Annotated in this window: 25 protein-coding genes, 1 tRNA gene, 1 pseudogene and 1 riboswitch; of the genes and pseudogenes, 11 read left to right on the top strand and 16 right to left on the bottom strand. The window is 59.2% G+C overall.

The genetic code is table 11. From position 1 onward, the window contains the following. Positions 1-189 precede the first annotated feature (189 nt). From AD930_RS07390 to AD930_RS07375, 4 genes are all read right to left on the bottom strand, one after another. Positions 190-1,170: an NAD-dependent epimerase/dehydratase family protein gene (locus AD930_RS07390; RefSeq protein WP_061505684.1), complete on the bottom strand. Its 981-nt coding sequence runs from the start codon at positions 1,168-1,170 to the stop codon at positions 190-192. A gap of 64 nt (positions 1,171-1,234) precedes the next feature. Next, positions 1,235-1,714 (bottom strand): DUF192 domain-containing protein, encoded by a 480-nt coding sequence (locus tag AD930_RS07385; protein ID WP_043549285.1) that lies wholly within the window; start codon positions 1,712-1,714, stop codon positions 1,235-1,237. Between the two features lie 34 nt (positions 1,715-1,748). Beyond that, positions 1,749-2,423, bottom strand: coding sequence for an MBL fold metallo-hydrolase (locus AD930_RS07380; protein WP_082781749.1), 675 nt, complete (start codon positions 2,421-2,423; stop codon positions 1,749-1,751). Positions 2,424-2,579: 156 nt separating this feature from the next. Then, positions 2,580-2,993: a host attachment protein gene (locus AD930_RS07375; RefSeq protein ID WP_061502711.1), complete on the bottom strand. Its 414-nt coding sequence runs from the start codon at positions 2,991-2,993 to the stop codon at positions 2,580-2,582. A gap of 163 nt (positions 2,994-3,156) precedes the next feature. On the opposite strand from AD930_RS07375, the gene AD930_RS07370 reads away from it, so the two are divergent. The 7 genes from AD930_RS07370 to AD930_RS07340 all read left to right on the top strand — a co-directional run bounded on the left by AD930_RS07370 (position 3,157) and on the right by AD930_RS07340 (position 8,757). After that, positions 3,157-4,251 carry an XdhC family protein gene (locus AD930_RS07370; RefSeq protein ID WP_061505698.1) on the top strand — a complete coding sequence of 365 codons (1,095 nt, stop codon included), beginning with the start codon at positions 3,157-3,159 and terminating at the stop codon, positions 4,249-4,251. After that, positions 4,245-4,886 carry a nucleotidyltransferase family protein gene (locus AD930_RS07365; protein WP_061505682.1) on the top strand — a complete coding sequence of 214 codons (642 nt, stop codon included), beginning with the start codon at positions 4,245-4,247 and terminating at the stop codon, positions 4,884-4,886. Before AD930_RS07370 ends, AD930_RS07365 begins: the two co-directional genes overlap by 7 nt. 84 nt (positions 4,887-4,970) lie before the next feature. Beyond that, complete coding sequence (locus tag AD930_RS07360) at positions 4,971-5,321, top strand: RidA family protein (protein ID WP_061502707.1); 351 nt, start codon at positions 4,971-4,973, stop codon at positions 5,319-5,321. A 303-nt stretch (positions 5,322-5,624) separates the two neighbouring features. Beyond that, positions 5,625-6,413, top strand: coding sequence for a CHAP domain-containing protein (locus AD930_RS07355; RefSeq protein WP_043549293.1), 789 nt, complete (start codon positions 5,625-5,627; stop codon positions 6,411-6,413). Between the two features lie 137 nt (positions 6,414-6,550). Then, a complete protein-coding gene (locus AD930_RS07350; RefSeq protein WP_061505681.1) occupies positions 6,551-7,015 on the top strand; it encodes a nuclear transport factor 2 family protein in 465 nt (154 codons plus the stop codon). Positions 7,016-7,020: 5 nt separating this feature from the next. Continuing rightward, positions 7,021-7,590, top strand: a complete 570-nt coding sequence (locus AD930_RS07345) for a TetR/AcrR family transcriptional regulator (RefSeq protein ID WP_061505680.1) — start codon at positions 7,021-7,023, stop codon at positions 7,588-7,590. Between the two features lie 42 nt (positions 7,591-7,632). Next, the gene (locus AD930_RS07340; protein ID WP_061505679.1) at positions 7,633-8,757 is read left to right on the top strand and encodes a metallophosphoesterase; all 1,125 of its coding nucleotides are present in this window, start codon (positions 7,633-7,635) and stop codon (positions 8,755-8,757) included. Between the two features lie 89 nt (positions 8,758-8,846). On the opposite strand, the pseudogene AD930_RS07335 reads toward AD930_RS07340, so the two are convergent. Together AD930_RS07335 and AD930_RS07330 are read right to left on the bottom strand one after the other, a co-directional pair. Then, positions 8,847-9,699 (bottom strand): annotated as a pseudogene (locus AD930_RS07335) (PhzF family phenazine biosynthesis protein). A gap of 190 nt (positions 9,700-9,889) precedes the next feature. Beyond that, positions 9,890-10,183 carry a hypothetical protein gene (locus tag AD930_RS07330; protein WP_061505678.1) on the bottom strand — a complete coding sequence of 98 codons (294 nt, stop codon included), beginning with the start codon at positions 10,181-10,183 and terminating at the stop codon, positions 9,890-9,892. Between the two features lie 197 nt (positions 10,184-10,380). Between AD930_RS07330 and AD930_RS07325 the strand changes: the two genes are divergently transcribed. Then, on the top strand, positions 10,381-11,334 hold the full coding sequence (locus tag AD930_RS07325) for an alpha/beta hydrolase (protein ID WP_061505697.1): 954 nt from the start codon (positions 10,381-10,383) through the stop codon (positions 11,332-11,334). Between the two features lie 82 nt (positions 11,335-11,416). Here AD930_RS07325 and gcvP read toward each other — a convergent pair whose 3' ends face one another. From gcvP to AD930_RS07295, 6 genes are all read right to left on the bottom strand, one after another. Continuing rightward, positions 11,417-14,335, bottom strand: coding sequence for an aminomethyl-transferring glycine dehydrogenase (gcvP, locus tag AD930_RS07320; protein ID WP_082781748.1), 2,919 nt, complete (start codon positions 14,333-14,335; stop codon positions 11,417-11,419). A gap of 57 nt (positions 14,336-14,392) precedes the next feature. Next, positions 14,393-14,758 carry a glycine cleavage system protein GcvH gene (gcvH, locus tag AD930_RS07315; RefSeq protein ID WP_061505677.1) on the bottom strand — a complete coding sequence of 122 codons (366 nt, stop codon included), beginning with the start codon at positions 14,756-14,758 and terminating at the stop codon, positions 14,393-14,395. Between the two features lie 57 nt (positions 14,759-14,815). Beyond that, positions 14,816-15,949, bottom strand: a complete 1,134-nt coding sequence (gene gcvT, locus AD930_RS07310) for a glycine cleavage system aminomethyltransferase GcvT (RefSeq protein ID WP_061505676.1) — start codon at positions 15,947-15,949, stop codon at positions 14,816-14,818. 171 nt (positions 15,950-16,120) lie between these two features. Continuing rightward, positions 16,121-16,208: riboswitch (glycine riboswitch) on the bottom strand. 62 nt (positions 16,209-16,270) lie between these two features. After that, positions 16,271-17,143 (bottom strand): polyamine aminopropyltransferase, encoded by an 873-nt coding sequence (speE, locus tag AD930_RS07305; protein WP_061505675.1) that lies wholly within the window; start codon positions 17,141-17,143, stop codon positions 16,271-16,273. A 96-nt stretch (positions 17,144-17,239) separates the two neighbouring features. Beyond that, positions 17,240-17,704, bottom strand: a complete 465-nt coding sequence (speD, locus tag AD930_RS07300) for an adenosylmethionine decarboxylase (RefSeq protein WP_025825026.1) — start codon at positions 17,702-17,704, stop codon at positions 17,240-17,242. A gap of 157 nt (positions 17,705-17,861) precedes the next feature. After that, positions 17,862-20,270, bottom strand: a complete 2,409-nt coding sequence (locus tag AD930_RS07295; RefSeq protein WP_061505674.1) for a hypothetical protein — start codon at positions 20,268-20,270, stop codon at positions 17,862-17,864. 131 nt (positions 20,271-20,401) lie between these two features. Here AD930_RS07295 and AD930_RS17755 point away from each other — a divergent pair, with 131 nt between their 5' ends. Both AD930_RS17755 and AD930_RS07285 read left to right on the top strand, forming a co-directional pair. Further along, a complete protein-coding gene (locus tag AD930_RS17755) occupies positions 20,402-20,560 on the top strand; it encodes a hypothetical protein (RefSeq protein ID WP_156476915.1) in 159 nt (52 codons plus the stop codon). A 142-nt stretch (positions 20,561-20,702) separates the two neighbouring features. Next, the gene (locus AD930_RS07285; protein WP_061505672.1) at positions 20,703-21,626 is read left to right on the top strand and encodes a LysR family transcriptional regulator; all 924 of its coding nucleotides are present in this window, start codon (positions 20,703-20,705) and stop codon (positions 21,624-21,626) included. An 88-nt stretch (positions 21,627-21,714) separates the two neighbouring features. Here AD930_RS07285 and AD930_RS07280 read toward each other — a convergent pair. The 4 genes from AD930_RS07280 to gyrA all read right to left on the bottom strand — a co-directional run bounded on the left by AD930_RS07280 (position 21,715) and on the right by gyrA (position 26,041). Continuing rightward, a tRNA-Lys gene (locus tag AD930_RS07280) sits at positions 21,715-21,790 on the bottom strand. Between the two features lie 338 nt (positions 21,791-22,128). Continuing rightward, positions 22,129-22,623, bottom strand: coding sequence for a peptidylprolyl isomerase (locus AD930_RS07275; RefSeq protein WP_043549305.1), 495 nt, complete (start codon positions 22,621-22,623; stop codon positions 22,129-22,131). Between the two features lie 44 nt (positions 22,624-22,667). Beyond that, positions 22,668-23,201: a pantetheine-phosphate adenylyltransferase gene (gene coaD, locus AD930_RS07270; RefSeq protein WP_043549306.1), complete on the bottom strand. Its 534-nt coding sequence runs from the start codon at positions 23,199-23,201 to the stop codon at positions 22,668-22,670. Then, the gene (gyrA, locus tag AD930_RS07265) at positions 23,198-26,041 is read right to left on the bottom strand and encodes a DNA gyrase subunit A (protein WP_061505671.1); all 2,844 of its coding nucleotides are present in this window, start codon (positions 26,039-26,041) and stop codon (positions 23,198-23,200) included. Before gyrA ends, coaD begins: the two co-directional genes overlap by 4 nt. Positions 26,042-26,250: 209 nt before the next feature. Here gyrA and AD930_RS07260 point away from each other — a divergent pair, with 209 nt between their 5' ends. Next, the gene (locus tag AD930_RS07260) at positions 26,251-26,436 is read left to right on the top strand and encodes a YqaE/Pmp3 family membrane protein (protein WP_061502683.1); all 186 of its coding nucleotides are present in this window, start codon (positions 26,251-26,253) and stop codon (positions 26,434-26,436) included. Positions 26,437-26,454 lie beyond the last annotated feature (18 nt).

Raw genomic sequence — 26,454 nt, 5'->3', positions numbered from 1 at the left:
TCCAGAGGAAGCTGCCAACCGTGATCTCGTCCGGTGAAGCGGTTTCTAAGGGATTGAGCCGACCCTGTCAACACGCTTTGAAACTTTATTCAAAATGGCGGGAAACCGGGGCTGAATCGGTTTTTACCCCACCGGGGAGACCCCTTATGGGGCCCCTTTTAATCATTAAAGAAAATCCATCTTAAGGATTCAGGCGTTTATCGTGAGTTTCTCATAGGTGCGGAACCAGGAGACAAAGCGCTGCACGCCTTCTTCCAGCACGGTTGTAGGGTGCCAGCCGGTTAAAGACTGAATGGCGTCAATGGACGCCCACGTCTTCTCCACATCTGCCTGCGGGCGCGGCAACAGACGCAGGTTTGCTTTCCGGCCCAGTTCCGTTTCCAGCAGAGAGACAAGGTAACGCACGGATTCCGGCCTGTGGTTGCCGATATTCAGCACCCGCGCCTCACCTGCGGCTGGCGGTTTTTCATACACCGCCAGAACGCCTGCCACCACGTCCGCTATATAAGTGAAGTCCCGCGCCAGCCCCTCACCCTCATAGAGCGTGACGTCTTCCCCCCGCGCAATGGCACGGGCAAAGCTGTAATAGGCCATATCCGGACGCCCCCACGGCCCATAGACCGTAAAGAAGCGCAGCCCGGTTTGCGGCAGGCCATACAGATGACTGTAAGTGGAAGAGGCCAGCTCTCCGGCCCGTTTGGTCACAGCATAGAAGGAGCCGGGCTCATCCACCCGGTCTGTTTCCTTAAACGGCATGCTGGTGTTCCGCCCATAGACGGATGAAGACGACGCGTAGACCAGATGGTCCAGCCGCTTCAGTTTGCGGGCAAATTCCAGCACTGCCACATGGCCCAGCACATTACTGTCCGCAAACACATACGGGTCCCGCATGGAATAGCGCACGCCGGCCTGTGCCGCGAAATGGAAGATCCCCCGAATATCGGGTTCCTGCGCGGCCAGAGTGTCCAGCGCGTCAGGCTGTGTCAGATCAAGCTGATTAAATACGAATCCCGGCGCCTGCCCAAGCCGCCCGAGACGGGCCTGCTTGAGAGCGGGGCTATAATATGAGTTGAGGTTATCGATGCCGATAACCCGCTCCCCTCTTTCCAGAAGCGCCTGGCTGACATGGTAGCCAACAAACCCGGCTGCTCCGGTTACTAAAAACGTCACGTTACTGCCCCGTTACACCCAAGCTGCCGGGGCTGTGCGCACCCCCCGGACAGAACGCTCTGCGTCAGGATTTTTTCTCCAGAGACGGTGCTTCCACCTTATCGCCCACAGTAATACCCAGTTTGGCGGTCACCCCACCTGCCAGTTCCAGCGTTGCACCCACGGGACCGTGGCTGCTGATGTGAGCCAGACTGCGTGGCACGGCATTTTCCGCAATGGCCTGAATCCGGTGGTCCGTCCCGATAAAGACGATATCCAGCGGGACCAGCGTATTTTCCATCCACATGTCGCTCTGCTGCGGGGTTGCCCACAGGAACAGCATGCCGTTATCCGCAGGCAGGGTGGTGCGAAACATTTCCCCCACCTGCTGCTGGCGCGGCGTTTTGGCCAGTTCTACCGAAAAGACGTGACGACCATTCGCCGAGGCGATTGTGAGGTTTTCTTTCGGCAGCGTTGCCTGAGCCTGGGTCGGCTCCCCCATATCTTCGGCCCTGACCGGACTGGCCCCTAAGAGCACACCCGCTGTCAGGCAGGCGGCCAGCATACCGCAAATACCCTGTTTCACTCACAAACTCCTGTTAGCCAGCACGGAGGAACGGATTGTTCACGCGTTCCTCTCCCAACGAGGTTGAGCCACCGTGCCCGGGCATAATGACGATATCGTCCCCAAGTGGAAGTAATTTCTCCTTTAGGTTGCATATTAAGAGGGAACTATTTCCATAAGGGAAGTCCGTGCGACCAATTGTACCACGAAACAAGGTATCTCCCGCAAAAGCAAAACGGGCTTTTTCATCAACAAACACCACATGGCCGGGGGTGTGACCGGGAATATGGCGGACTAAAAAAGTGCGGCCCAGCAGTTCCAGACGGTCTCCGTCCTGCGTGTACTGGTCCACTGTTGCGTTTTCCAGACCGGGCAGACCGAAATGGCGTGCCTGATCCACAATGGAAGACAACAGGAATTGATCCTGCTTGTCCGGCCCAATGACTGTTGGCGCTTTCCCCTGCTCCTTTGCCAGAGCGCGGTACAAGGGGGCGACGCCACCCGCATGATCCAGATGGCCGTGGGTGATGAGAATCGCATCCACCGTCAGCCCCCGCTTGCGGATGACCTCCATCAGGAAGTCCGCATCCCCTCCGGGGTCCACCACCAGCGCGTGGCGGGTGTTTTCATCCCACAACAGAGAACAGTTCTGGCGGAATGGGGTGACAGGCAGAACCTGCAATTGCATGTCGGGATACACTAGATGCAAGACGTCAGGCTCCTTCCTGTAAATATGCGCCTACGTGGGGACCATGACCGGTTTGCACGCAGCCTCTCCCCTTACTTTAAGATGGTTTTTCCATAAAAAAACTGCCGCATGCAGAGCATGGGCAGTTTTTTCAGACCTTAATCCTGACTTAAGAAATCAGGACGGCAGGACCCAACCCGTTGCCGGGATATCAAAATGCTTGCGCAGATCGTGTGCCGGAATGTTGGTGAAGTCCTTGTCAAAGGTCTTGATCAGCTTAGCTGCAGCGGGCTTGCTCAGATGCTGGCGGATTTCATGCAGCACCGGGGCCGGAGCGGCCAGCACGAAGCCGTCAATCTTCTCACCGCTGTTGACCAGCGCGTTCAGGCGGTCAGCCACAACGCGGGCAAAGCCGTCTTTAGCAGCGTCTTTCGGCGTAGCACCCGTGGGCATCTTGCCCGGAGTGGCTTCATGCTTTTCGCTGTCGAAGTCCTGCACATCATGCATTTTGCCTTCGCCATCATGCAGGAAACGGACTTTCCCGCCATCAGCCACAACGTAAATGACGCGTCCGTCTCTTGATTCAATCATGAAATCACTCCTCAGTCTCTATAATAGCACTCATGTTATGACATGGGCGTTGTTCATCTGCCTATCAAGACCCCGCCCCTACGGAAACCTGCCACAAAGACAGGCCTGACCCCACGTTCCTTCCGTGGGCACAGCCTGCAAGGGCTGGTATAGACTGGATTTTATGACTGTCCCTCTTTCCGCACCCCAGCCACTCACTCCACTGGACCACGCTCTTTTATGGGCGCGGGAAGGCCATGCTGTGGCCCTCGCTACCGTGGTGGGCACATGGGGCAGTTCCCCGCGCCCGGCAGGCAGCCTGATGGCCATTAGTGACACAGGCCGGGTGGAAGGCTCCGTGAGCGGCGGTTGCGTGGAAACCGACGTAATTACAGCCGCACAGGCCATTATGGCGGGGGCACCGCCGGAAGTTCTGTCTTACGGCGTAAGCAGCGCCCGTGCGTGGGAAGTCGGGCTGGCCTGTGGCGGCAAGCTGGATGTGCTGGTGGAAGCTGTGCACTCCCCCGCCTGTCCCTCCGGCACGCTGCCTGAAGCATTGCTGGCCGAAGCCTGTGCCAAACAGACCGCCCGAACCGGTGCGCTGCTGGCCCGCACGCTGGACGGTGTAAAACATCTTTTAATCTCTGATCTAACCACAGAATCCACGCCCCCCGGCTTTCCGGCGGAGCTGATTCCCGCTGCTCTGGCGTGTCTCAACTCTGGCCGGTGCAGAAATGAGCCGGATGCACAGGGGATGGACTGGTTTTTGCAACCGCTGACCCCGCCGCCGCGCCTGCTGATTGTGGGCGCTGTGCATATTGCCCAGCACCTCGCCCTTATGGCCCGGATGACAGGCTTTTCCCCCGTGGTCATTGACCCGCGCACAGCTCTGGCCACCCCGGAACGCTTCCCCGGCTTTATTCTGGGGGAAACGCTACTGACGGAATGGCCGGATGACGCGTTGGGAGAACTTGGCGTGGACAACATGACCGCCATTGTCACCCTGACGCATGACGCCAAGCTAGATGACCCAACGCTGGAAGTCGCTCTGCGGAGTCCTGCTTTTTATGTTGGGGCACTGGGTTCCCGCACGACACAGGCCAGCCGGGTTGAGCGTTTGCGAGAAATCGGGTTTTCCGAGCAGGAAACCAGCCGAATCCACGGCCCCGTCGGGCTGGCAATCGGCGCAATTGGCGCTGAGGAAATCGCGCTGTCCATTCTGGCCCAGATTGTCGCGGTGCGGCGCAAGGCAGCCCTTGCGAACAATCCGGGGTGGTAACGCCTCCGCACTCCGCCGCCCTCGCTATTGTTCTGGCGGCGGGGCGCTCCTCCCGCACGGCACCCGATCATAAGCTGCTGGCCCGGGATGCGCAGGGCGTGCCGATGCTGGTGCGTACAACGGCCACTGTTCTGGCGAGTGCGGTGAGCAAGGTGGTGGTCATTCTTCCGCCCGATCGACCCGACCTCTCTTCTCTTATAAGTAACGCCTTTCCCGACACGCCCCGGCTTGAAACGCGGATTGCGCAGGACGCACAGGACGGGCTTTCCGCCTCCCTGCGAGTCGGGGTGCAGGTGGCACGGGCGGAGCATGCGCCTGCCCTGCTGGTGTGTCTGGGTGATATGCCGCTGGTTTCCGTGGCGTTGCTGAACGCACTGCTGCGGGACCATGCCCGGTTTAAACCTCCAGCCACAGCGCCAGACCGGGGGGATGGCAAACCCGGCAACCCGGTTGTGTGGGATGCCACACAATTTGCAGCCCTTGCCGCCGTGCAGGGCGACCGGGGAGGCCGGGAGATTCTGCGCACTCTTAGCCCTGCCGTGCAGCGCGTTCTGGCCCGCCCGGAGGAGCTTGTGGATTTTGACACGCCGGAACGACTGGCCGCCTATGCACGTTCTGCACAGGCCCCCGGTTGACCACATGCGCCCGTGCCCTGAAAACTGAGGGTCTGCCGGCACGGAGCCGGCCAGCGCATGCGCTGAAAACCTGAAGAGATCCTTATGAGCAAAATTCTGCGCACGAACCCCAGCCCGATTCTCTCTGCTGCGGTTGAGTATCACGGCTTTATTTTCACGCAGGGCGTTGTAGCCCGTAATCTGGACGCCGATGCGGAAGGCCAGACCCGTGACATTCTGGAACAGCTGGACACCCTGCTGGAACAGCACGGCACGGACAACACCCGCCTGCTGCAGGCCCAGATCTGGCTGAAAGACATCAACGACCGTGACGCCCTGAACAAGGTGTGGAGCGCATGGCTGCCGGAAAATGCTGCCCCGGCCCGCGCCTGCGTACAGGCCGTGATGACGAACCCGCGCATCCTGGTCGAAATCATGGTTGTGACAACCAAATAAGCCTGCCTTTTCCGGCTCCGTGGGGGACGGCCCGGCGTGGCATCTATGCCACAGCAGGGTCGAATCCATGGGGCTGGAACAGATCAGCAACTTTTCTTCACTCTGCCAAAAATTAAAGCAAATCAGGCAATATCGTGGCAGGTAATAGGATTTTATTCCTATTTTCCTATTTTTAGACCCATGGATTCAGCAAACCCAACCTCATGCGAATTTGCCCCGCAATGAGCGCTTGCCTGACTTGCGCAGATGTTTATACCTGAAGTCCACATTGACTGAACCGTGATGCAGGGAAGGCACGCTGAAATGCGACAGAGACGGCCCGGAAAACTCAACCTCGCGATGGCCGTTGTTTCTCTTCTGTCGTTATCCGCCTTCATACAGCCTGCCTCTGCAAAGGCTCGTCATACTGTAAGCAACGGGCACCGAAATGGTTCCGTTCATAAAATCACCTTTTCCACCGCATCCTACCACGCGGCAGGCCGTTATGCCGGTGGCCGCTGGCACCCGGCAGCAGGCCGCCAGTTTGTGTCTCACCGCGGGTATGGCGGCGGTCACGTCATTCAGTGTGTTGCTTACGCCAAGTCTGCCTCTGAAGTCGTCCTGCATGGCAATGCACGGGACTGGTGGCACAATGCCGCTGGCGTTTATGAACGCGGCAACGCACCGGAAGAAGGCAGCGTGCTGAACTTCCGTGGCATTCGCCGCATGCCGCTGGGCCATGTGGCTGTGGTGCGGAATGTTGTGAACAGCCGCACGATCATCATTGATCAGTCTCACTGGGCGCAGGCTGGCATCAGCCGCAACGTGCCGGTGATTGACGTCTCCCCGAACAATGACTGGTCCGCCGTCCGCGTTGCCCTGAACAACCGCTCCGGCACCTACGGGTCCATCTACCCGACCTACGGCTTTATTTATGCACGCTCCCCCGGTGAGCGCCGCAACAGCAACCCCCGCAACGATGTCATGACGGCATGGGCCAAGAAGACCCAGATGCAGGGCGGCGAAACCCAGCTGGCGCAAGCCCCGGAAAATGCGCACCCCATCACCAGCGGTGCGCAGGACAACTCCATTACGTTTGATGGCCAGCAGTAAGGCCTTTCCTTACCGCGCATCCTCTGAAACCGCCCCGGTTCATCCGGCGGCGGTTTTTTTATGCCTGCATGACGCTTGCATAAGCATGATTTGTACTGATAGGTAAACTCTTAACCAAACGGTACAGAGTCACACGCATGATCAAACCTCCCCTTCCCCCCTTCACCGAACAGACAGCCCCCCAGAAGGTCCGCGCAGCGGAAGATGCCTGGAACAGTCAGGACCCCGCGCATGTTGCGCAGGCCTATACGCCGGACTGTTTCTGGCGCAACCGGACCGATTTTATTCAGGGACGCGAAGAGATTATCGCCTTCCTCACCCGCAAATGGCAGCAGGAACAGGATTACCGGCTGGTCAAAGAACTCTGGGGCTTCCGGCTGAATCGGATGGCCGTGCGCTTTTCCTATGAATGGCATGACAGCACAGGCCAGTGGTTCCGCTCCTATGGGAATGAACTGTGGGAATTTGAGGAGAACGGCCTGATGCGCAGGCGCGTTGCCTCCATCAATGACCTGCCGATCCTTCAGACAGACCGTAAACTGCTCTGGACCGGCGCACGCCGCCCGGATGATTTTCCCTCCCTGACCGAACTGGGCCTTTAAGACCCATGGCGCGCACGGTTACGGAAAAAGCCGATATTCTTCCGCTTCTGGCGGAAGTCTTTCGGGAACATGGCTATGAAGGAGCGAGCCTGAGCCTGATTTCTCAGGCTACCGGGCTGGGTAAAGGAAGCCTGTATCACTTCTTCCCCAAGGGTAAAGAGGAGATGATGACCGCCGTTCTGGCCAGTATCGACCACTGGTTTGAAACGGAAATTTTTCAGCCTTTGCTCACCTCCGCCGCCCCCGCAGCGGCGATTGAAGCCATGTTTGTAGCCGTACGCGTCTATTTTGCCTCCGGCCAAAGGGTTTGTCTGGTTGGGCTGCTGGGGCTGAGTGACAGTCGGGACCGGTTTGCCGAGGCCATCCGGGACTACTTTGCCCGCTGGGTTCAGGCCCTGACCACCGCATTGCAGCGCACCCACCAGACGGAACAGGCGGCGCGGGAACAAGCCGAGCAGATTGTCGCGGGTATTCAGGGCGCGATTGTGCTGGCCCGTGCGCTTGGGAGGCCGGATGTGTTTGATCGGGTTCTGGATGAGATGAAAGGCAGACAGCCGGGCAAAAGCGGAGGATAATCCCCTGCTCTGTTGCCACGCCTGTTAAGGACACCAATCGCCTTGCTGCTGACTGCCTCTTTGCCGTGCCTGATTGTGATCCTGAACTGGCTCTGGCCGCTCTCTCTGCCTCTGGCGCTCAAAATCCCTCTGGCACTCCTCATGCTGGGGGCATCCCAGTATCTTTACTGGAGCAAGCTTTCCTCCGGCTCCGTGTTTGTGCCGGAATTCTCGCGCCCGCTGATTATCCTGTTCAACTGGGCTTTTGGGGCCCTCCTGTTTTTAGCGCTTTTGCAAATTGTGCTGGATCTGGGCGCGCTGGTCGACGCCCTGATGCGCTGGCACTTTGCCGCCATCCCCGATTCCGTGCGCCTTGCGGCAGCGGGTGTCGCTGGCGTGCTGGCAGCCATTGCGGTTGCCGGAGCGATTCGGGTGCCGCCGGTGCGGGATGTCACGGTTACCATTCCCGGCCTGCCTCCTGCTTTTGAAGGCTATCGCCTGCTCCAGCTGACTGATCTGCACATCAGCCGCCTCTTCCCGACGCGCTGGACGCAAGCCGTTGTGGACCGCGCCAATGCCGCCGGAGCCGACCTGATCCTTGTGACCGGGGATTTTATTGATGGCTCCGTAGCCATGCGCCGGGCTGATATTGCCCCGCTGAAAAACCTGCATGCGCCGGATGGTGTGTTTGCGATTCCCGGCAACCACGAATATTTTTTCGACTATTCCGAATGGATGCAGCACCTCTCCGGCCTTGGGATGACCATGCTGCTCAACGCCCATACGGTTCTGACCCGCAACGACGCGCATCTGGTACTTGCCGGTGTGACTGACCTCTCCGCCCCGGCCCATGGCCAGACCGGCCCGGATCTGGCAGCAGCCCTTGCTGGCCGCCCGAGCAATGCGCCCGTCGTGCTGATGGATCACCAGCCCCGCACCGCACAGAATGCTGCTGATCAAGGTGTGGCTCTGCAACTGTCAGGCCATACGCATGGCGGGATGCTTCCGGGCCTCGCCCGCATGGTGGCGCGTGGCAATAACGGTTTCGTTTCTGGCCGCTACAGCGTGGGCAGCATGACGCTCTATGTCAGCAACGGCACAGGCTTATGGCCCGGCTTTGCCCTGCGCCTTTTCTGCCCACCGGAAATTACGCGTTTCTGCCTGCGGGCAGCGCCGGCGCAATCCTGAAAACCGCTTTTGGTAAAGAAAGGTCTGTGCATGGCCGGGAGTAACGCACAGACATCCATCTACGCGAACTCCAGAACTATGCGGAAGACCTACAAAGAAATCTGGCCTTTCACGCAGGTCACAACATCCCCGCCAATCCAGACATCTTTGTCTGAGCGTGTCACGTAAACCTTGCCCGCGCGGCCCAGAACCGTGCCTTGTCTTGCCACATAGGCGGGTGCTGCAATGCCGGTGCCTGTTAACCACTGCGCAATCCCGGCGTTCAGGCTACCGGTAACAGGATCTTCAAATCCGGCAGCCGAGAAGGCACGCACCTCAAAATCGGCTTCATCCTCCCCGGATGTGGGGGCAACAACGCCCACCCGGATGCCTGCAATTTCTGCAAAATCAGGTTTTAGCGCCAGAACGGCGTTCCGATCTTTCAGGAGCAGCGCCAGCCATCCGGGGCCGTTATCAACCCATTCTGCGGCAACAACATCTTTTTCGGAAAGATTGAGGCCTTTTCTGATTTTCGCCAGAAGGTCCGGCTCCACAGCACCTTTCCGCAAAAGGTCGGGAGCGGCAAAAGCCAGCCGATTGCCATCCCGACGAATTCTGACCAGCCCTGCCCCACACTCCTGCAGAATATCCCTGCCCTCTGGCAACACTCTGGAAGAAAGCCAGACATGGCAACTTCCAAGAGTCGGATGGCCTGCAAAAGGAAGTTCACTATAGGGCGTAAAAATACGGACGCGGTAATCCGCATCGGGCTGACTGGGGTTCAGGAGAAAGGTCGTCGCTCAGGTTGGTCCAGTGCGCAAGTGCCGCCATTTTGGCATCAGGCAGCGTATCCGCGTTTTCGACCACCGCCAGAGGGTTGCCACGCAACGGAACAGCGGAAAACACATCCACCTGCTGAAAGCCAAAAGTTTGCACGGCCTGCGGAGCCTCGGGGGGCGTCATCATCACGTCTTAAATCCTCTGTCTGCAAAACAGCATCAGGCAATGATTACGCCCAAAACTCAAAACGAATTCGTTATTATCGGCACGAAATCGCTATTACCCACATGGCATTGGTTTCATTGCTAGCCGCCACGCTTCACAGCCCTGCATCATCGTAATTTCATGAAAATTTATGATCTGACCACTTTTTTCAATCTTTATCTCCCCATCTCCACCGCCATCCGCCTTCTGTTCGGGATTTACAGATCCAGAGGAAAAGAGCGACTGCAATCGCATTGATAAGAGTCACCCCAGACAAGAGCAGAAGCGGTTTGTCTGGCCGCAGAAAGAGCATCCCGAACGTCGTTCCAAGGGTGACGCTCAGGAACATGGCGAGCGCGACCCATCCTTGCCAGACAATGGGAAGCCCTGCCCCATAACCATACCGTTTGGCAGCAAACCATTTTCCAGAACTGGGAGCCTCCTTACGCGGACGATTTGCCATTGCACGTTACCTTATGAAGCCAATCATTTTTCTGATTTTGTCAGAATAGCAGATCATGCATCCGCCCCGAGACACAGATTTGTGACACTTAGTCCTCCGTTTTAGCGCTTACAATGGGAGGGATTTCTTGGTTTCTTGAATGTATTCCTTCAGAAATTTATAGAAATAATAATTAAATGACACAAAGAGAGGTCCGCATGACAACCCTTCATCTGGTTGACGCCGCGCAACGTGACAGAGTGGGGTCCTTCCCGGCTTTCGATCCGGACCATGATGACCTGATGGACTTTCGCCGCATGCTGGCGGAAGGCACGACCAGCCTCCTGAACTCTGATGCGGTGTCTTATGAGGAACGCCATATAGCAGGGCCGAAAGACGCTCCTGATGTGCGTGTTCTTCTGTTCCGCCCTTCGGAAACTGAGCTGCCAGTTCCAGCCATTCTCTATATTCATGGTGGCGGGATGATTGCGGGCACGCCAGAGATGCAGGCCGGAACACTCAGCCAGCTGGCGCAGGAAACCGGAGCGCTGATTGTTTCTGTAGACTATCGGCTTGCCCCGGAAGTTCCCTTCCCCGGCGGGTTGGAAGACGTCTATGCAGCGCTCGTCTGGCTGCATCATCAGGCCAGCACACTGGGCGTGGACGCCTCCCGCATTATGGTCATGGGTGATAGTGGCGGCGGCTGCCTTGCTGCTGCAACGGCTCTGCTCGCGCGGGATCGGGGGGAAATCCCGCTCTGTGGTCAGTTTTTGATTTACCCCATGCTGGACCTGCGCACTGGCGGACCAGACGCCCCCTCTGATGATCCGACAACCGGAGAGTTTGTCTGGACCCGTGCGCAAAACCGGCACGCATGGGCTGCTGTGCGCGGAAACCTTGCTGATAATGACCCCATGTTTGGCTATTTATCCCCCGCCTTCATGCAGGATCTTTCCGGCCTGCCGCCCACTATCATCACAACAGGGTCGCTTGATCTTTTCCGGGATGAGGATGTCACGTTTGCACATCGCTTGTGGCAAGCAGCGGTGCCAACGGACCTCATCGTCTATGCCCGCGCAGTGCATGGTTTCGACATGCTTGCTTCCCCGCTGACGGACAGAGCGAAGCGGGATGTGACAGACGGTGTGCGACGGCTTCTGGCGAAAACCTGACACTCTGGCCCCAATACCCAAACATAAAAAAGGCGGCACCCCTAGGCGCCGCCTTTTTCAGAACTGTTTTGTGGAGCAGGGTTTATTCCATCCACTCTGCAATATCGGGGCAGGAGCAGATCAGATTTTTGTCCCCGTGGACGTTATCAATACGGCCCACGGGCGGCCAATATTTGGTGGCGGCCTTCACACCCGGCGGGAAGCAGGCGTCCTGACGGGCATAGGCATGCGCCCAGGGTTCTGCCGTTACAACGCTGGCCGTGTGAGGGGCGTGACGCAGAGCAGACTCTTCCGCCGTAATCTTACCGGCTTCAATCGCCCGGACTTCCTCACGGATCGCCAGCATGGCATCACAGAAGCGGTCCAGTTCCGCTTTGCTTTCAGATTCCGTCGGCTCGATCATGAACGTGCCTGCCACCGGGAAGCTGACCGTCGGGGCGTGGAAGCCATAATCCACCAGACGCTTAGCCATGTCATCCACCGTGACGCCAGCTATATCTTTCAGAGGGCGCAGGTCCAGAATGCACTCATGTGCAACCCGGCCCTTGGCCCCGCGATACAGCACCGGATAGGCATCAACCAGACGGCTGACGATGTAGTTGGCGTTCAGGATAGCAAATTGCGTGGCGCGCTGGAGCCCTTCATCTCCCATCAGGCGGATATAGGCCCATGAGATCGGCAGGATAGACGCGGACCCAAACGGCGCCGCACTCACGGCCAGTTCGGTATTCGCGTCCGCCGGGTTGCCGGGCAGGAACGGTGTCAGGTGCGCGCGCACACCAATCGGCCCCATACCGGGGCCACCGCCGCCATGCGGAATGCAGAAGGTTTTGTGCAGGTTAAAGTGGCTGACATCGCCGCCGTAATCCGCCGGGCGCGCCAGACCGACCTGCGCGTTCATGTTTGCGCCATCCACGTAAACCTGACCACCGGCTTCATGCACCAGATCACAGATTTCGCGCATGCTTTCTTCAAACACGCCGTGTGTGGAAGGATAGGTGATCATCACCGCAGCCAGATCTGCTGCGTGCGCTTTCACCTTGGCCTGCATATCTTCAAGGTCGATATTGCCGCCAGCATCACACTTCACCACAACCACCTTCATGCCCGCCATCTGGGCGGACGCCGGGTTGGTGCCGTGAGCAGATGCCGGAATCAGGCAGACCGTGCGATGCGCATCCCCCTGAGCGCGGTGATAAGCGCTGATGGCCAGCAGACCGGCATATTCACCCTGCGCGCCGGAATTCGGCTGGAAAGACACAGCATCATACCCGCTAATGGCGCACAGCCATTTTTCCAGATCATCAAACAGGGTTTGATACCCCTCCGTCTGGTCTTTGGGTGCAAACGGATGAATGTCACAGAAGCCCGGCCATGTGATGGGGAGCATCTCCACCGTGGCGTTCAGCTTCATGGTGCAGGAGCCGAGTGGGATCATGGTGCGGTCCAGCGCCAGATCCTTATCAGACAGGCGGCGCAGATAGCGCAGCATATCCGTCTCGGAACTGCATGCACTGAAAATCGGCTGCGTTAGGAACGCGCTTTTGCGAACCAGCGCTTCCGGGATCACGCTGCCAGCCGGAGCCAGTGCCGCCATCATCTGGTCAACCCGGCCCTGTTCCGCACAGAAGGCGGACCAGACAGAGGCGACTGTCTGCGCAGAGCTGGTTTCATCCAGACTGATGCCAATCCGGCCATGGCCTGCATCCCGCAGGTTGATGCCAGCAGAGCGGGCACGGGCCAGAATGTCCTGCACGCCTGCACCGGCCTGCACCGTGATGGTATCAAAGAAGGCGTCGGTTTCCACAGTCACACCCAGCGCCCGCAGGCCAGCAGCCAGCGTGGCGGTCAGGCCGTTAATGCGGCGGGCAATGGCGCGCAGACCTTCCGGCCCGTGATAGACCGCATACATCCCGGCAATAACGGCCAGCAGAACCTGTGCGGTGCAGATATTGGAGGTCGCTTTTTCACGCCGGATATGCTGCTCACGCGTCTGGAGCGCCAGACGATAGGCCGGACGGCCCGCGCTATCGACGGACACACCCACCAGACGACCCGGCATGCTGCGCTTCCACGCATCGCGCACCGCCATGTAAGCCGCGTGCGGGCCACCAAAGCCCATGGGAATGCCGAAACGCTGGGTTGAACCAATGGCGATATCCGCCCCTAGTTCCCCCGGAGAGGTCAGCAGGGTCAGCGCCAGCGGGTCAGCCGCCATCACGGCAATGCCGGAGGCCGCATGCAGCGCTTCAATCACACTGCGCGGGTCCGCCACCGTGCCGGACGTGCCGGGATACTGGAACAGCGCACCGAACACCTCCGCGGGCACCAGATCCGTGAGCGGGTTGCCGTAAACCAGCGTAATGCCCATGGGCAGGGCACGGGTTTTCAGAACAGCAATGGTCTGCGGGTGGCAATCTGCATCTACAAAAAAGGCTGTGGCTTTGGATTTTGCAACACGCCGCGCCAGCGCCATGGCTTCCGCCGCTGCCGTGGCTTCATCCAGCAGTGAGGCGTTGGCAATATCCAGACCCGTCAGTTCCGTAATCATAGTCTGGAAGTTCAGCAGTGCTTCCAGACGGCCCTGACTGATTTCCGGCTGATACGGCGTATATGCCGTATACCATGCCGGGTTTTCCAGAATATTCCGCTGGATAACGGCGGGCAGGATGGTGCCGTAATAGCCCTGCCCGATGAGAGACGTCATGACCTGATTCTGCCCGGCCAGTTCCCGCAGGCGGGCCAGAACAGCGCTTTCGCTCCAGCCCGCGCCAATGCCCATGGGCTTTGTGGCGCGGATGGCGGAGGGAATGGTTTCCTCCGTCAGAGCCTCCAGAGAGGCTGCCCCCACGGTTTTGAGCATGACAGCCAGATCAGCCTCTGTGGGGCCAATATGGCGGCCAACGAAGGACCCTGCCTCCGGCTGAAGGCCCGCGAAGGCCGGCAGAGTGTCAACAGAAGGACCAGTCGCGCGGCCCGGACCGGAAGCAATGGAAAACATGCGGGGGTATCCTGAAAAAGCTAAGCAGTAGTAATGACGTTTCCCGAGGCCGCCTTATCAGGCGATAAAGGCGGCGTAGGCGTCTGCATCCATCAGGGACTCCAGCTGGTCCGGGTTGGACAGACGGAATTTGACAATCCAGCCTTCCCCTTCCGGGTCGGAGCTGACGCGTGCCGGGTCATCAGAAAGCTGCGGGTTGTTATCCAGCACTTCCCCGTCCACCGGCGCGTAAATGTCAGACGCGGCCTTAACGGATTCCACCACAGCGATGGACTCACCAGCCTGCACCACGGTGCCGGCGTCACGAGCTTCAACAAACACCAGTTCACCCAGCTCTTCGGCGGCATGTTTGGTGATGCCAACAATGGCGGTCTCACCCTCTACGCGGAGCCATTCATGTTCTTTGGTGAAATACAGGGTCATTGGGTCAGCACTCCATAAAAACGGATAAATTAAAAAACTTAGGGAAAAACGTTGGCCTTACCGTTTGAAACGGGCGGGAACAAACGGCAGGACGTGAACGGTAGCCGGCACGGCACGGCCACGCAGTTCCGCGACAATCGGCGTCTGCGGGGCTGCGTACTCCGTGGCAACATAGGCCATGGCAACAGGGGCTTCCACCGTGGGGCCAAAGGCGCCGGACGTGACTTTGCCAAGCGGCGTTGCAAATTCAACGTCGGCATACAGCGGCGCACCGCCACGCACGGGGGCGCGGCCTTCCGGCAACACGCCAACACGGCGGCGGGAGACGCCCTCTTCCAGCTGCGCCAGAATTACATCAGCACCGGGGAAGCCCCCTTCCCGCGCGCCACCACGGCGGCGGCTTTTCTGAATGGACCATTCAAGGGCCGCTTCAACCGGGGTCGTCGTTTCATCAATATCGGAGCCATACAGGCACATCCCGGCTTCCAGACGCAGGCTGTCACGCGCGCCAAGGCCGATCAGTTTCACAGCAGGCTGTTCCAGCAGTTTGCGGGCCACGCGGGAGGCATCCATAGCGGGGAGCGAGATTTCAAACCCGTCTTCACCCGTATACCCGGAGCGGGAGATGGTGCAGAGCGCGCCGTCCACATCCACGTCGCGCACATCCATAAACTTCATGTCCCGCACGGCGGGGGCCAGTGCGGCCAGTGCGTCTTCGGCTTCCGGCCCCTGCAGGGCGAGGAGCGCGCGGTCTTCCAGCACTTCCACCAGACAATCAGCCAGCTCATCCTGCAGATGCGCGATATCAGCATCCTTACAGGCGGCGTTGATGACCAGCAGCAGGGAATCCCCCATGCGGGCGACCATCAGGTCATCCAGAATGCCGCCTTTTTCATTGGTGAACTGTGTATAACGCTGCCGCCCGGTTTTAAGAGCGACAATATCGGCGGGCACGAGGCGCTCCAGCGCGTGGGCTGCGGCCTCTCCATCACCAGAGCGGCCGCGCAAACGGACCTGCCCCATGTGGGAGACATCAAACAGGCCGGCATGCTCACGCACATGCCGGTGCTCCGCCATAATGCCATCGGCATAATTCAGCGGCATGGCATAGCCAGCAAACGGCACCATCTTGCCGCCAGCTTCTTCATGCAGAGTAAAGAGGGGAGTGTGAAGGAGAGTCTCAGCGCTCATGGCCGCAGCCTTCTGTAAGAGGACCGGGCCGGTTTTCATACGCTGCAAAAAGACCAACGACGCAAGACAACATAAGGGCCCCGGACCAGGATAATCCGTCTGCCCCTTCTGTTTTTTTGCCTGAGATCGCTATCCCGTCGGCGGACGCACAGGCGCCTCTCTCCAGAAGTTAACCGCGCAGGGTCCTTTTGCCTGAGAGTTTCCGGGGCGGTTGCTCCTTCGGCGCCGGTACAGGACCGGTCTCTCCCTCTGCGCGGTTAGAACCGTGACATCATTGCGTTAGCAAGTCAATCAAGGTTCCCGTGAGTCTCTGGTAATGTTTTACGCCTTATCCGCAGGCAGGTGCTTTGCGATATAGGGCGGCAGATTGAACGCACCGACGTGGATTTCCGGCGTCCAGTACTGGGTTTTTCCCAAAATACCGGCAGCTTCAGCACGGACGCGCACAGCGGCCACATCCTGCCCTGCGGGGCTTTTGCCCTTGGAGGCGATGCCCAGCGTCATGAATCCGCCAACGTAAGTCGGCACAGCCGCCACATAAGCCGACACATGCGGGAAGAATTTCGCGCGACGCAGGCTGGTTTCATGCAGTTCATCCGCCTGCATGAAGGGCACGCCACACTGGTTGACGATCAGCCCTTCGGCCGTCAGCACACGGGCGCAGTGTTCATAGAACGAGTCTGTAAACAGGACTTCGCCCACGCCAATCGGGTCGGTGCTATCGACGATAATGGCATCGAAGGATGCATCCGCCGCACGGGTCACGTAGTCGATTCCATCGCCCACAATCACCTCAGCACGCGGGTCATTCCACGCATCACCGGCAATGTTGGGCAGGTATTTTTTGGAAAGTTCGATGACGGCGCCATCAATTTCCACCATCACGGCTTTTTCCACACCCGGATGCTCCAGCACCCGGCGCAGCACGCCACCATCGCCCGCGCCAATAATCAGCACGTTGCGCGGCGCTGCATGCGTGAACAGCGGCACGTGGGTGAGCATTTCCTGATAAACGAATTCATCGCCTTCAGTAATCTGCACGACCCCATCCAGCAGCAGCACGCGCCCGTGCGACTCGCTTTCAAACACCACAATGTCCTGAAACGGGCTGGTGGTGCGGGCAAGTTCCTGTTTGACACGGAAGCGCTGGCCCCAGTTGTCATACAGGGTTTCTTCAATCCATTGATCGGCCATAATTTTTTTAAAGTCCTGATTCAGCGGTCAGGGGCCAGAACGTCTGCTCTGGCCCCTGCCGGAAAAACACATCACACAGACAGGGCTGTGCCGTGTTTACAGGGCGACGCGTCCGCGACGCTGTTCATCCACTTCCAGACGCTTGGCCTGAAACAGCCGCTGCATCACGGGAATCGCCAGATTGGGGTCACAGGCCCCGCACATGAAGATATCCACGGCCGCGAAATCACGCTCCGGCCATGTGTGGATGGAAATATGGCTTTCGGCCAGCACAACCACGCCAGACACGCCACCATTAGGCGTGAAGTGGTGAAAATGGCTGTGCAGAATGGTCGCACCTGCAGCAAGAGCTGCTTCACACAGGGTGCGGTCGATCTTTTCAGGATCGTCCAGATTTGTGGCATCCCACAAATCAACCAGCAGGTGTGTACCTGCAAACTTCTCGCCATCTTTTACGACGAAGTAATCCTTGCGATCATCGTCAGACGAGACCGGAACAGAAATTGCCTGGTTATTGCTCGGGTGTTCCGAGACCATCCCCAGTTGAGCAAGTGCGTTCATCGACGTACCCCCAAACCAGTAGATAGCCTGTTGGGCGGGATCGCCCCCTTGGGCCAAGAGCGCGAGTAACTAAGGACTCGTGCCCCCCATGACAAGCTTTATCTCGTTCACATCCTATTTTTTTCTAAAAACCGTCACAAAACGGCCCGAGCCCTTCTCAATGCGCAGGGCTATGGGGCTTGATGCTCCGTATCTGCATAGCAAGCAAAGCATCCCGCTCCCGGCCCAGGGTCCGGCCTGCCAGCCAGCCCTTCAGGCGCAGCAGCGTTTCCGAATCCCCCGCCGCAGCGGCATCGCTCGCCAGACGCAGGGCCAGAGCGCGTTGCGGTTCCGTCAGAACGCCCTCTTCCGGCAAGCCGCGCGTGGCCAGACGGCCAATGACCAGCACCGCCTCCGGCCAGCGCTTTTCGGACTCATACAGTTTTCCGCGCAGATCCAGCCCGGCATCCGTTTCATCCTGCGCCAGCAGTGTCAGGGCTTTGGCGGTGTCTCCGCTCTCAGCCGCCAGACGGGCAGCATCATAGGCGCGCTGTGTGGCCAGATCATCCGGCATGCCGGGGGCTGTGGCACGCTCAAGCGCCCTTTGCACAAGTGCTGGGCGGTGGGCCTGCAAGCCGGCTTGCGCCAGCAGATCTTCCGCCTCGGCCCGCGCAACCGGGTCCGCCAGCATGGCAGCGGCCTGAGCAAACGCCGTGGCCGCGGCATCAGGCTGCCCGGCCTCCAGCAACTGGCGGCCATATCCAAGCAGCAGCTTTGCCTTTCCGGCCCCCTCCTCCACAAACCGCAAATGAGACGCCACCAGCGCAAAACGGGCAGTGGCACTCAAAGGTGCGGAGTTTGCGACTTGGGGAGTGACCGCCTTTGAGGCCGCCTCAGGGAAAATCAGAGCCTTGAGGGTCGCCTGATACGCTGCAGCCAGCACATCCTGCGGGGCATCCGGCCCGGCCCGCACGCTATCCAGCACCGCCAATGCAGCCTGTGGCTGGCCAGCCAGTGTCAAAGCATGGGCCTGCCCCAACCTGATGGTGGCTTTGGGTCCGGCAGGAAGTGCTGCGGGCTGGCCGTCATTATCCAGCAATTTGCCGTAAGCTTCTGCTGCCATACTCGGGCCAATCATGTCCTTATCCAGCATCACCGCCACAAGTGCTGCACGGGCATAAGCGGTGATCTGACTGGACGATGACGCCGTCAGATTTTCCAGCGCCACACGGGCGGTTTCGGTCTGGCCTGCCCGTGCCTCTAGCAACGCCCTTGCGAGATCATAGGCCGTATCATCCGGCAGCGTTCCCAGTAGGTTGACGGCGGCCACATCCCCAAACCGCACGACATAGGTGGCGACCTGCGGCAGAATCAGCGCACGCACCGGGGCCGGGTAAGCCTGTAACTGTGCAAATCCGGCTGAAAGCAGAATCGAGGTGTTCCGGCTGTTCTGGCCTGTTTGCATCAGATACAGACCACGCCAGATGCGCGTGGCCGGAGCATCGCCAAACTGAGCGCCATTCAGAACCTGCGCCTGCCAGATGCGGCCCGTCAGCAGAGAGGCTGCCGCCTGTAGAAATGTTTGGGCTGTTTGTATCTTCTCATCCGCCGCAGCCTCACCTTGCGGGGACGCTTCTTCCAGACTTTTCAAAGCCTGCCAGGGCTGGCCTGCGGCAAACGCGGCCTGCGCCGCCGCCAGACGTGTAGAGGGCTTAGAGCTGTTTCCGGCATGAGAGAGGCCAAGCCAGTCCCAATCCTGCCCGTGAGTATCTGTTTGTGCAGTATCAGGCGCTTGCCCCACGGGCAGCGGATGCAGCGCAACAGCATCAAGCACCGCTCCCTCCGCCGTGCTGCGCAATGTGATCTGTCTGGAATCGGCTGCAATCACCACGCCTTCCAGCGAAGGCCGCACGCCATAGCCCACGCCCTGCCGCCCTTGCGCTATGCCACCACTCGCAACACGAGAGGGCGCAATCAGCAGGCGGCCACCGGATGCCGGATCAGGCAATGCAATAATCCGCCCCGGCTGCTTCTGCGGAAAAAGCACCGCGCCCGGCCTGAACACCTGCGCCACGTGGGAGGTCATGCCGGACGAGGAGCCGGACCGGGCCGACGTGTCACCCTGCAACACCCATCCATCAGACTGGTGGGACAGAGAAAGCTGCGGATGGGACGGCAAATGCAGACGGATGAGGGTGGCGGTATCCAGCACCGTGACATCCAGACTGGAAAAGAGGCCACTGCCGCCGGAAGCATGCGCCAAAGCCGGCACGGGACGGTCTGCCACCACCACAAAATCCGGACCGGACCAGAACGCGGCAACACCAGTTTGCGCATCAAACGGTAAAAACAGACTGGCATGAGAGGCATCGCCCTCTTGCGGGTTCAGCCCGTCATGCAAAACCGGCTGAACGGGAGCAGCATGCAGACCATCCACCCCGCCGGGCGCAGCAAACACGGCACGGGGCGCAAGAAGCCCTGCCTGCGGAGCAAGACCCTGCGTCAGTACAAGGCAGGCGGCAATCCTGCGCATCCTTCTGTTTCCCGGCACGCGCTTTCCAACACTCCCTGCATAATCCGCCAGCATGGCGTGACATGGCTCTTTTTTTGCATCATTCCCTCAGCCTGACAAAGAGCAAAGAGGATCGTCCTGAAAAACAGGGACAATGCCGTACAGTTGCCTTTATTGGCTTTGACTATTTTTTGCAGGAGGCTTTCATGAAACGTATTTTTTCCGCACTTTGCCTTATTGCCCCGCTGATGCTCACAAGCTGCGCGGGCGGGCATTACCATCATCACCACGACCACGGCCCGCGCCCGGACTGGGACCACCATGACCATGACCATCGGCCGCCGCCGCGCCCCATGCTGCGCTAACAGCGTTTAAAGGCGCAACAGCATCCGGGCGATGGTCTGTTCCCTCGCCCGGGGCTTGCGCCGAAGCATCAGCCGGGGAAAACTACCCCGACCACACCCCGCACCGGGTGGGAATGTGCTGACCTTTAGCCTGTGAGTTTTTATGCTGGACCGCATTACAAGCATGCAGGTTTTTGTAAAAGTTGTTGCAACCGGCAGCTTTACCGGAGCAGGCCGCGCCCTCTCCCTCTCCCAGACCATGGTGACCAAGCACATCAATGCGCTGGAAACGCGACTGGGCAGCACGCTTTTTCACAGAAGCACACGTAAGCTCTCCCTGACGGAAGCCGGACGCCTGTTTCTGGATGGCTGCCAGAAAATTCTGCCTGAACTGGAAGAAATCGAGCAAACCGTCACCGAGCAGCGGCGCGAACCGCGTGGCCGCCTGCGGCTGAATGCACCGGTTTCCTTCGCCATCCGCTATGTGGCCCCGCTCCTGCCGGAATTCAGCCGCCTGTATCCGCTGGTGACGGTTGAGCTTGGCGTGAATGATCGCACGGTGGATCTGATTGAAGAAGGGTGGGACCTGACCCTGCGGATCCGCTCGCTCACCCCCAGCAGCCTGCGCGTGCGCAAGCTGGCCGATATCCGCATGGTTGTCTGTGCCGCCCCGGCTTATCTGGAGCGGGCCGGAACGCCTGCCACACTTGCTGAACTGAACCAGCATGCGTGTCTGGGCTATACGCTGGGCGAGACCACCGCCAGCGCCTCACGCTGGAATTTTGGAGAGCAGGGCGAACATGCCGTGACCATTTCCGGCCCGCTCTGCGCCAATAATGGGGATGTGCTGCGTGAGGCCGCCATTGCGGGCCAGGGGATCGTCTATCAGCCCACCTTTATTGTGGCCGACGCCCTGAAGACTGGAAGCCTGAAAACCCTGACCTTGGACGTGCCCCCAACGCCCGGGCCGCCACTGCACGCGGTTTACGCGCCTGGCCTGACGACGCCTCTAAAAGTGCGGGCCATGATTGATTTTCTCGCTGCCCACTATGGCCCGGTGCCACCGTGGGATAAGGAAATCCCCTGAGCCGATAAACACACTACTGCTAAAGCGTGTTTTGCAACGCTGCTTTGTAGCATTTGGAAAATCAGAATTTTCTGGAAAGAAAAAGCAATGGTGAGCCGGGAGGGACTCGAACCCTCGACCATTCGATTAAAAGTCGAATGCTCTACCAACTGAGCTACCGGCTCACACCATTGGTTCACAAACTATCGCGCCAGCCTGAGCTGCGGGACGTGTTTGCTGGAGGCTGTCTAAACGGATCATTCCTATTGTGTCAAGCGATGAGACCCTATTCTGGCAAGAAAATAGGATTTTTCCTCTCATTTCCACCCCGGAAGCCATGCTTTTGCCCTGCTGACCACCCTATAGGGCCATGCCTGCGCGGGCCATTTTGGTGGCTGCCCAACCTGAAACAGCCGCAAAAAGAGCCCTCTGAGTGCGGGCATCCGGCTACGCAAGAACACATAAAAAAACGCGACCTCCAAAGAGGCCGCGCTTTTCAGACATCAGAAACAGAGTTCTGAAATCAGGCGTTTTCAGCAGAAGCCGGACGCATGCTTTTGATCCGATCGGGATCTTTCACCATGCCGGAGCCACCGGAACCGCGCTTGATTTTGTCGATATGTTCCATGCCTTCAATCACATCGCCCACAATGGTGTACTGGCCATCCAGATGCGGGGAGGGTTCGAACATGATGAAGAACTGGCTGTTGGCGCTGTTCGGGTCAGACGTACGGGCCATACCCAGCGTGCCGCGCTGGAATTTAGCCTCCCGCGTGAACTCAGCCTTCAGGTCCGGCAGTTCGCTGCCGCCCATGCCCGTGCCCGTCGGGTCACCAGCCTGTGCCATGAAACCGGAAATAACGCGGTGAAACGGCACGTTATCGTAAAAGCCCTGAGCAGACAGCGTACGGATACGCTCAGCCGCCAGAGGAGCAATGTCCGGACGCAGGCGGATGACCACGCGGCCTTCGGGGACATCCATATAAATCAGATCGTTTTTATCTGTGTCGGCAGTCATAAAACTTCTCCTTGAACACTTTGGTAACAGCGCCTGAGGCCCTGTTACCCCGCTGCCCGCGCCTTAAGCCGGGCGAGCAGGCGTTTTTGGGTGCCGGGGGTCACAAATTCGGAAATATCCCCGTGATACCCGGCAATTTCTTTCACAAGACGTGATGAAATGAACTGTGTTCGTTCAGACGCCATGAGAAAAACGGTTTCAATGCCCGGAGCCAGACGGCGGTTTACGCCGGACATCTGAATTTCATAGTCAAAATCCGTCAGCACCCGCAGGCCCCGGAAAATGAGGGACGCGCCATGCGCCTTAACTGCTTCCACCAGCAGGGAATCGAAGGAGACCACTTTCAGGTCTCCCCCCACCCGCTCGGCAATGGCTGGCAGGGCTTCTTCCACACAGGCCACCCGCTCTTCCAGCGGCATGAGCGGATTCTTGCCCGGATTTTTCGCAACGCCAATCACCAGACGATCCACCAGCCGGGCTGCACGCTCAATCACGTCCAGATGCCCGGTGGTCACGGGGTCAAACGTCCCCGCGTAAAACCCTATGCGCCGGGGTGCGGCACATACGGTCTCAGTCATGCGTCGTCACCGGCGGGTGCGCTGCCTTCCTCTGCGGGACCAGCCTGCGGAGCTTCACCCGCAACCGGAGCCGGAGCGGCACCCACGGCGGGATCAGTGTCACCCTCTTCTTCATCATCCATCACCGGGAAGACACTGGTGACGCGCTCGTTCTCATTCAGGCGGAACAGTGTGACACCGCTGGCCTGACGGGACATGACGCGCACCTGATCAACCGGCACACGGATCAGGCGGCCTGCGTCTGTGACCAGCATGACGTCCGTGCCATCCAGCACCTGCAGGGTTGCCGCTACTTCCGTCCCGCGCTTGTTGGCAGAGAAAGTCATGTTGGTAATGCCCTGCCCGCCACGTCCGCTCACGCGATAATCATACGCGGAAGACCGGCGACCAAACCCGCCATCACTCACCACCAGCAGAATTTCTTCCGCAGTTTCGAGCTGGGTGAAGCGTTCGGGCGTCAGCAGTTCTGTGCCGGAGGCTGCTTCATCCTCATCCGTCGCAACGACGGCGTTTTCAGACTCATCCTCACCCTCGGCAGCACTTTCAGCACGACGCTTGGCGTTGGCCATCCGCAGGTAAGCCGAGCGCTCTTCAACCGTAGCTTCAACATGGTTGAGGACTGCGAGGCTGATAACTTCATCCCCTTCCGCCAGACGGATACCGCGCACACCGGAAGACCCACGACCCGCGAACACACGCAGCGTCTCGTCCGTAATCTGGAAGCGGATGCAGCGCGCTTTACGGGTAGCCAGGAACACATCCTGCCCTTCCCGACAGGTAGCAACACCAATCAGGCTATCGCCTTCATCCAGCTTCATGGCGATGAGGCCGGAAGAGCGGATGTTGCGGAAATCGCTCAGGCGGTTACGGCGCACGCCACCGCTTGCCGTCGCAAAGACGAGGTGCAGGGATTCCCACAGCTCCTCATCATGCGGCAGCGGCAGCACAGCCGTAATGCTGTCCGAACCGAGGTCCGGTAGCAGATTGACCAGCGCACGGCCCTTAGCGGTCGGGCTGGCTTCCGGCAGACGCCAGACCTTTTCCCGATACGCCTTACCGCCAGAGGAGAAGAACATCACCCACTGGTGCGTATGCGCATTGAAGGAGCGGACCAGAATATCATCACCACGCGTCCCGGCCCCGGTGCGGCCACGGCCACCCCGGTTCTGGGCGCGATACACATCCAGCGGGGTGCGCTTGATGAAGCCTTCCCGCGTGATGGTGACAACCATCTGGCCGGGTTCGATCAGGCTTTCATCATCCTGATCCCCGGCATAATCGGAAATCTCGGTCGCGCGCGGCGTGGCCAGCTCGGCACGAGCCGCCATCATTTCCTCACGCAGCACTTCCATACGGCGGATGTGGCTGCCGATGATTTCCAGCAGTTCATTGATACGAACAGCAACGTCAGACAGTTCGCCCTGAATTTTGTCACGCTCAAGCCCAGTCAGGCGCTGCAGGCGCAGCTCCAGAATACCGCGGGCCTGCGCTTCCGTCAGACGGACCTTGCCATCAATAATCTGGTTGCCGTCATCATGGATCAGCGCGAGCAGCGGCGCGACATCGCCCGCATCCCAGCTTGCTGCCATCAGCGATTCACGCGCTGTGGCGGCATCCGGGGCGGCACGGATCAGTGCAATCACCGCATCAATATTGGCGACCGCAATGACCAGACCGACGAGGATATGCCCGCGATCCCGCGCCTTGTTCAGTTCAAAGCGGGAGCGGCGCAGAATGACTTCTTCACGGAAGGCGATAAACGCCTCAAGAACATCCTTCAGGCCCATCAGGCGGGGCTTGCCGCCATCCAGCGCCAGCATGTTCACACCAAAGGAGGTCTGAAGCTGGGTGAAGCGATAAAGCTGGTTCAGCACCACTTCCGGCGTGGCATCACGCTTGATTTCAATGACCACACGCATCCCGGAGCGGTCAGATTCATCGCGGATGTCGGAAATGCCTTCAATCTGCTTGTTGCGCACCAGATCGGCAATGCGCTCCTGCAGGGTGGCCTTGTTCACCTGATACGGGATTTCCGTCACCACAATGGCTTTGCGGTCCTTACGGATTTCCTCAACCTCAGCACGGGCACGAATAATCACCGCACCACGGCCCGTGGCGAACGCACTGCGAATCCCGGCGCGCCCCAGAATGATGCCGCCGGTCGGGAAGTCTGGTCCCGGCACGTGCTCCATCAGCTCTTCAAGCTCCATCTCGGGCTTTTCGATCAGCGCGAGTGTCGCATCAATCACTTCCGACGGGTTATGCGGCGGAATGTTGGTGGCCATACCCACGGCAATACCGGTGGCACCGTTGATGAGCAGGTTAGGGAAAGCGGCGGGCAGAACCGTCGGTTCATGCTCACTTTCATCATAGTTCGGCTGGAAATCGACCGTATCGCGGTCAATGTCATTCAGCAGGAAGGTCGCGGCCTTGGCCAGACGCGCTTCCGTATAACGCATGGCCGCCGGGCTATCCCCGTCGACGGAGCCAAAGTTCCCCTGCCCGTCAATCAGCTTGACGCGCATGGACCAGGACTGCGCCATACGCACCATGGCGTCATAAATAGAGGCGTCACCATGCGGATGGTATTTACCCATCACTTCACCGACCGCACGGGCCGATTTGCGATAGGCTTTATCGTGCGTAAAGCCGCTTTCGTGCATGGCATACAAAATGCGCCGATGCACGGGTTTCAGACCATCGCGCACATCCGGCAAGGCGCGGCTGACAATCACCGACATCGCATAAGCGAGGTAGGAGGAACGCATTTCCTCCTCAATGGTGACGGGGAGAAGGTCAGAAGGTACCGGCGATCCCGGCTGGTCAGAAATCTCGGTCAAGGTCCATCCGTCTTGTCATGGCCGCGCACCCTGCCCAAACGCGGGGCACGCCTTAGAATTACTTGAGGGCAAACAGGCTGTTTCCCCTGTGTTTTTCTTCTAGCACACAAAGGCCGAGGCACCTAGGGCCGCGCTCCGGGCTTGTTTTCCGCCTGCGGCCCCGTCATCCTGCCTTTGACTGGCTTTTATACTGCCTACAGGAGATTTTCATGCGCCTTCTTCTTGCCCTGCTGCTGCCCTGGCTTCAGTTCTTCACCATTGGGCGGCCTTTTGCCGGCATTATCTGCCTGTTCCTGCAGATTACGGTTATCGGCTGGATTCCGGCGGCCATCTGGTCCGTCTACGCGCTCAGCCAGTATAAGACCGACCAGAAGATTGCCCGGTCCCGCCGGTAACGCACGCTGCCTTCGGGC

This window comes from Acetobacter malorum, assembly GCF_001580615.1.
Classification (GTDB): Bacteria; Pseudomonadota; Alphaproteobacteria; order Acetobacterales; family Acetobacteraceae; genus Acetobacter; species Acetobacter malorum.
This window is presented reverse-complemented; position numbering and strand designations above follow the sequence as displayed.

Coding starts and splice junctions, on each gene's coding strand:
- AD930_RS07385 (WP_043549285.1), bottom strand. CDS start 1,714: ATGCTGGCCGCCTGCCTGACAGCGGGTGTGCTCTTAGGGGCCAGTCCG.
- AD930_RS07375 (WP_061502711.1), bottom strand. CDS start 2,993: ATGATTGAATCAAGAGACGGACGCGTCATTTACGTTGTGGCTGATGGC.
- AD930_RS07370 (WP_061505698.1), top strand. CDS start 3,157: ATGACTGTCCCTCTTTCCGCACCCCAGCCACTCACTCCACTGGACCAC.
- AD930_RS07360 (WP_061502707.1), top strand. CDS start 4,971: ATGAGCAAAATTCTGCGCACGAACCCCAGCCCGATTCTCTCTGCTGCG.
- AD930_RS07355 (WP_043549293.1), top strand. CDS start 5,625: ATGCGACAGAGACGGCCCGGAAAACTCAACCTCGCGATGGCCGTTGTT.
- AD930_RS07350 (WP_061505681.1), top strand. CDS start 6,551: ATGATCAAACCTCCCCTTCCCCCCTTCACCGAACAGACAGCCCCCCAG.
- AD930_RS07345 (WP_061505680.1), top strand. CDS start 7,021: ATGGCGCGCACGGTTACGGAAAAAGCCGATATTCTTCCGCTTCTGGCG.
- AD930_RS07330 (WP_061505678.1), bottom strand. CDS start 10,183: ATGGCAAATCGTCCGCGTAAGGAGGCTCCCAGTTCTGGAAAATGGTTT.
- AD930_RS07325 (WP_061505697.1), top strand. CDS start 10,381: ATGACAACCCTTCATCTGGTTGACGCCGCGCAACGTGACAGAGTGGGG.
- gcvP (WP_082781748.1), bottom strand. CDS start 14,335: ATGTTTTCCATTGCTTCCGGTCCGGGCCGCGCGACTGGTCCTTCTGTT.
- gcvH (WP_061505677.1), bottom strand. CDS start 14,758: ATGACCCTGTATTTCACCAAAGAACATGAATGGCTCCGCGTAGAGGGT.
- gcvT (WP_061505676.1), bottom strand. CDS start 15,949: ATGAGCGCTGAGACTCTCCTTCACACTCCCCTCTTTACTCTGCATGAA.
- speE (WP_061505675.1), bottom strand. CDS start 17,143: ATGGCCGATCAATGGATTGAAGAAACCCTGTATGACAACTGGGGCCAG.
- speD (WP_025825026.1), bottom strand. CDS start 17,704: ATGAACGCACTTGCTCAACTGGGGATGGTCTCGGAACACCCGAGCAAT.
- AD930_RS07295 (WP_061505674.1), bottom strand. CDS start 20,270: ATGCTGGCGGATTATGCAGGGAGTGTTGGAAAGCGCGTGCCGGGAAAC.
- AD930_RS17755 (WP_156476915.1), top strand. CDS start 20,402: ATGAAACGTATTTTTTCCGCACTTTGCCTTATTGCCCCGCTGATGCTC.
- AD930_RS07285 (WP_061505672.1), top strand. CDS start 20,703: ATGCTGGACCGCATTACAAGCATGCAGGTTTTTGTAAAAGTTGTTGCA.
- AD930_RS07275 (WP_043549305.1), bottom strand. CDS start 22,623: ATGACTGCCGACACAGATAAAAACGATCTGATTTATATGGATGTCCCC.
- coaD (WP_043549306.1), bottom strand. CDS start 23,201: ATGACTGAGACCGTATGTGCCGCACCCCGGCGCATAGGGTTTTACGCG.
- AD930_RS07260 (WP_061502683.1), top strand. CDS start 26,251: ATGCGCCTTCTTCTTGCCCTGCTGCTGCCCTGGCTTCAGTTCTTCACC.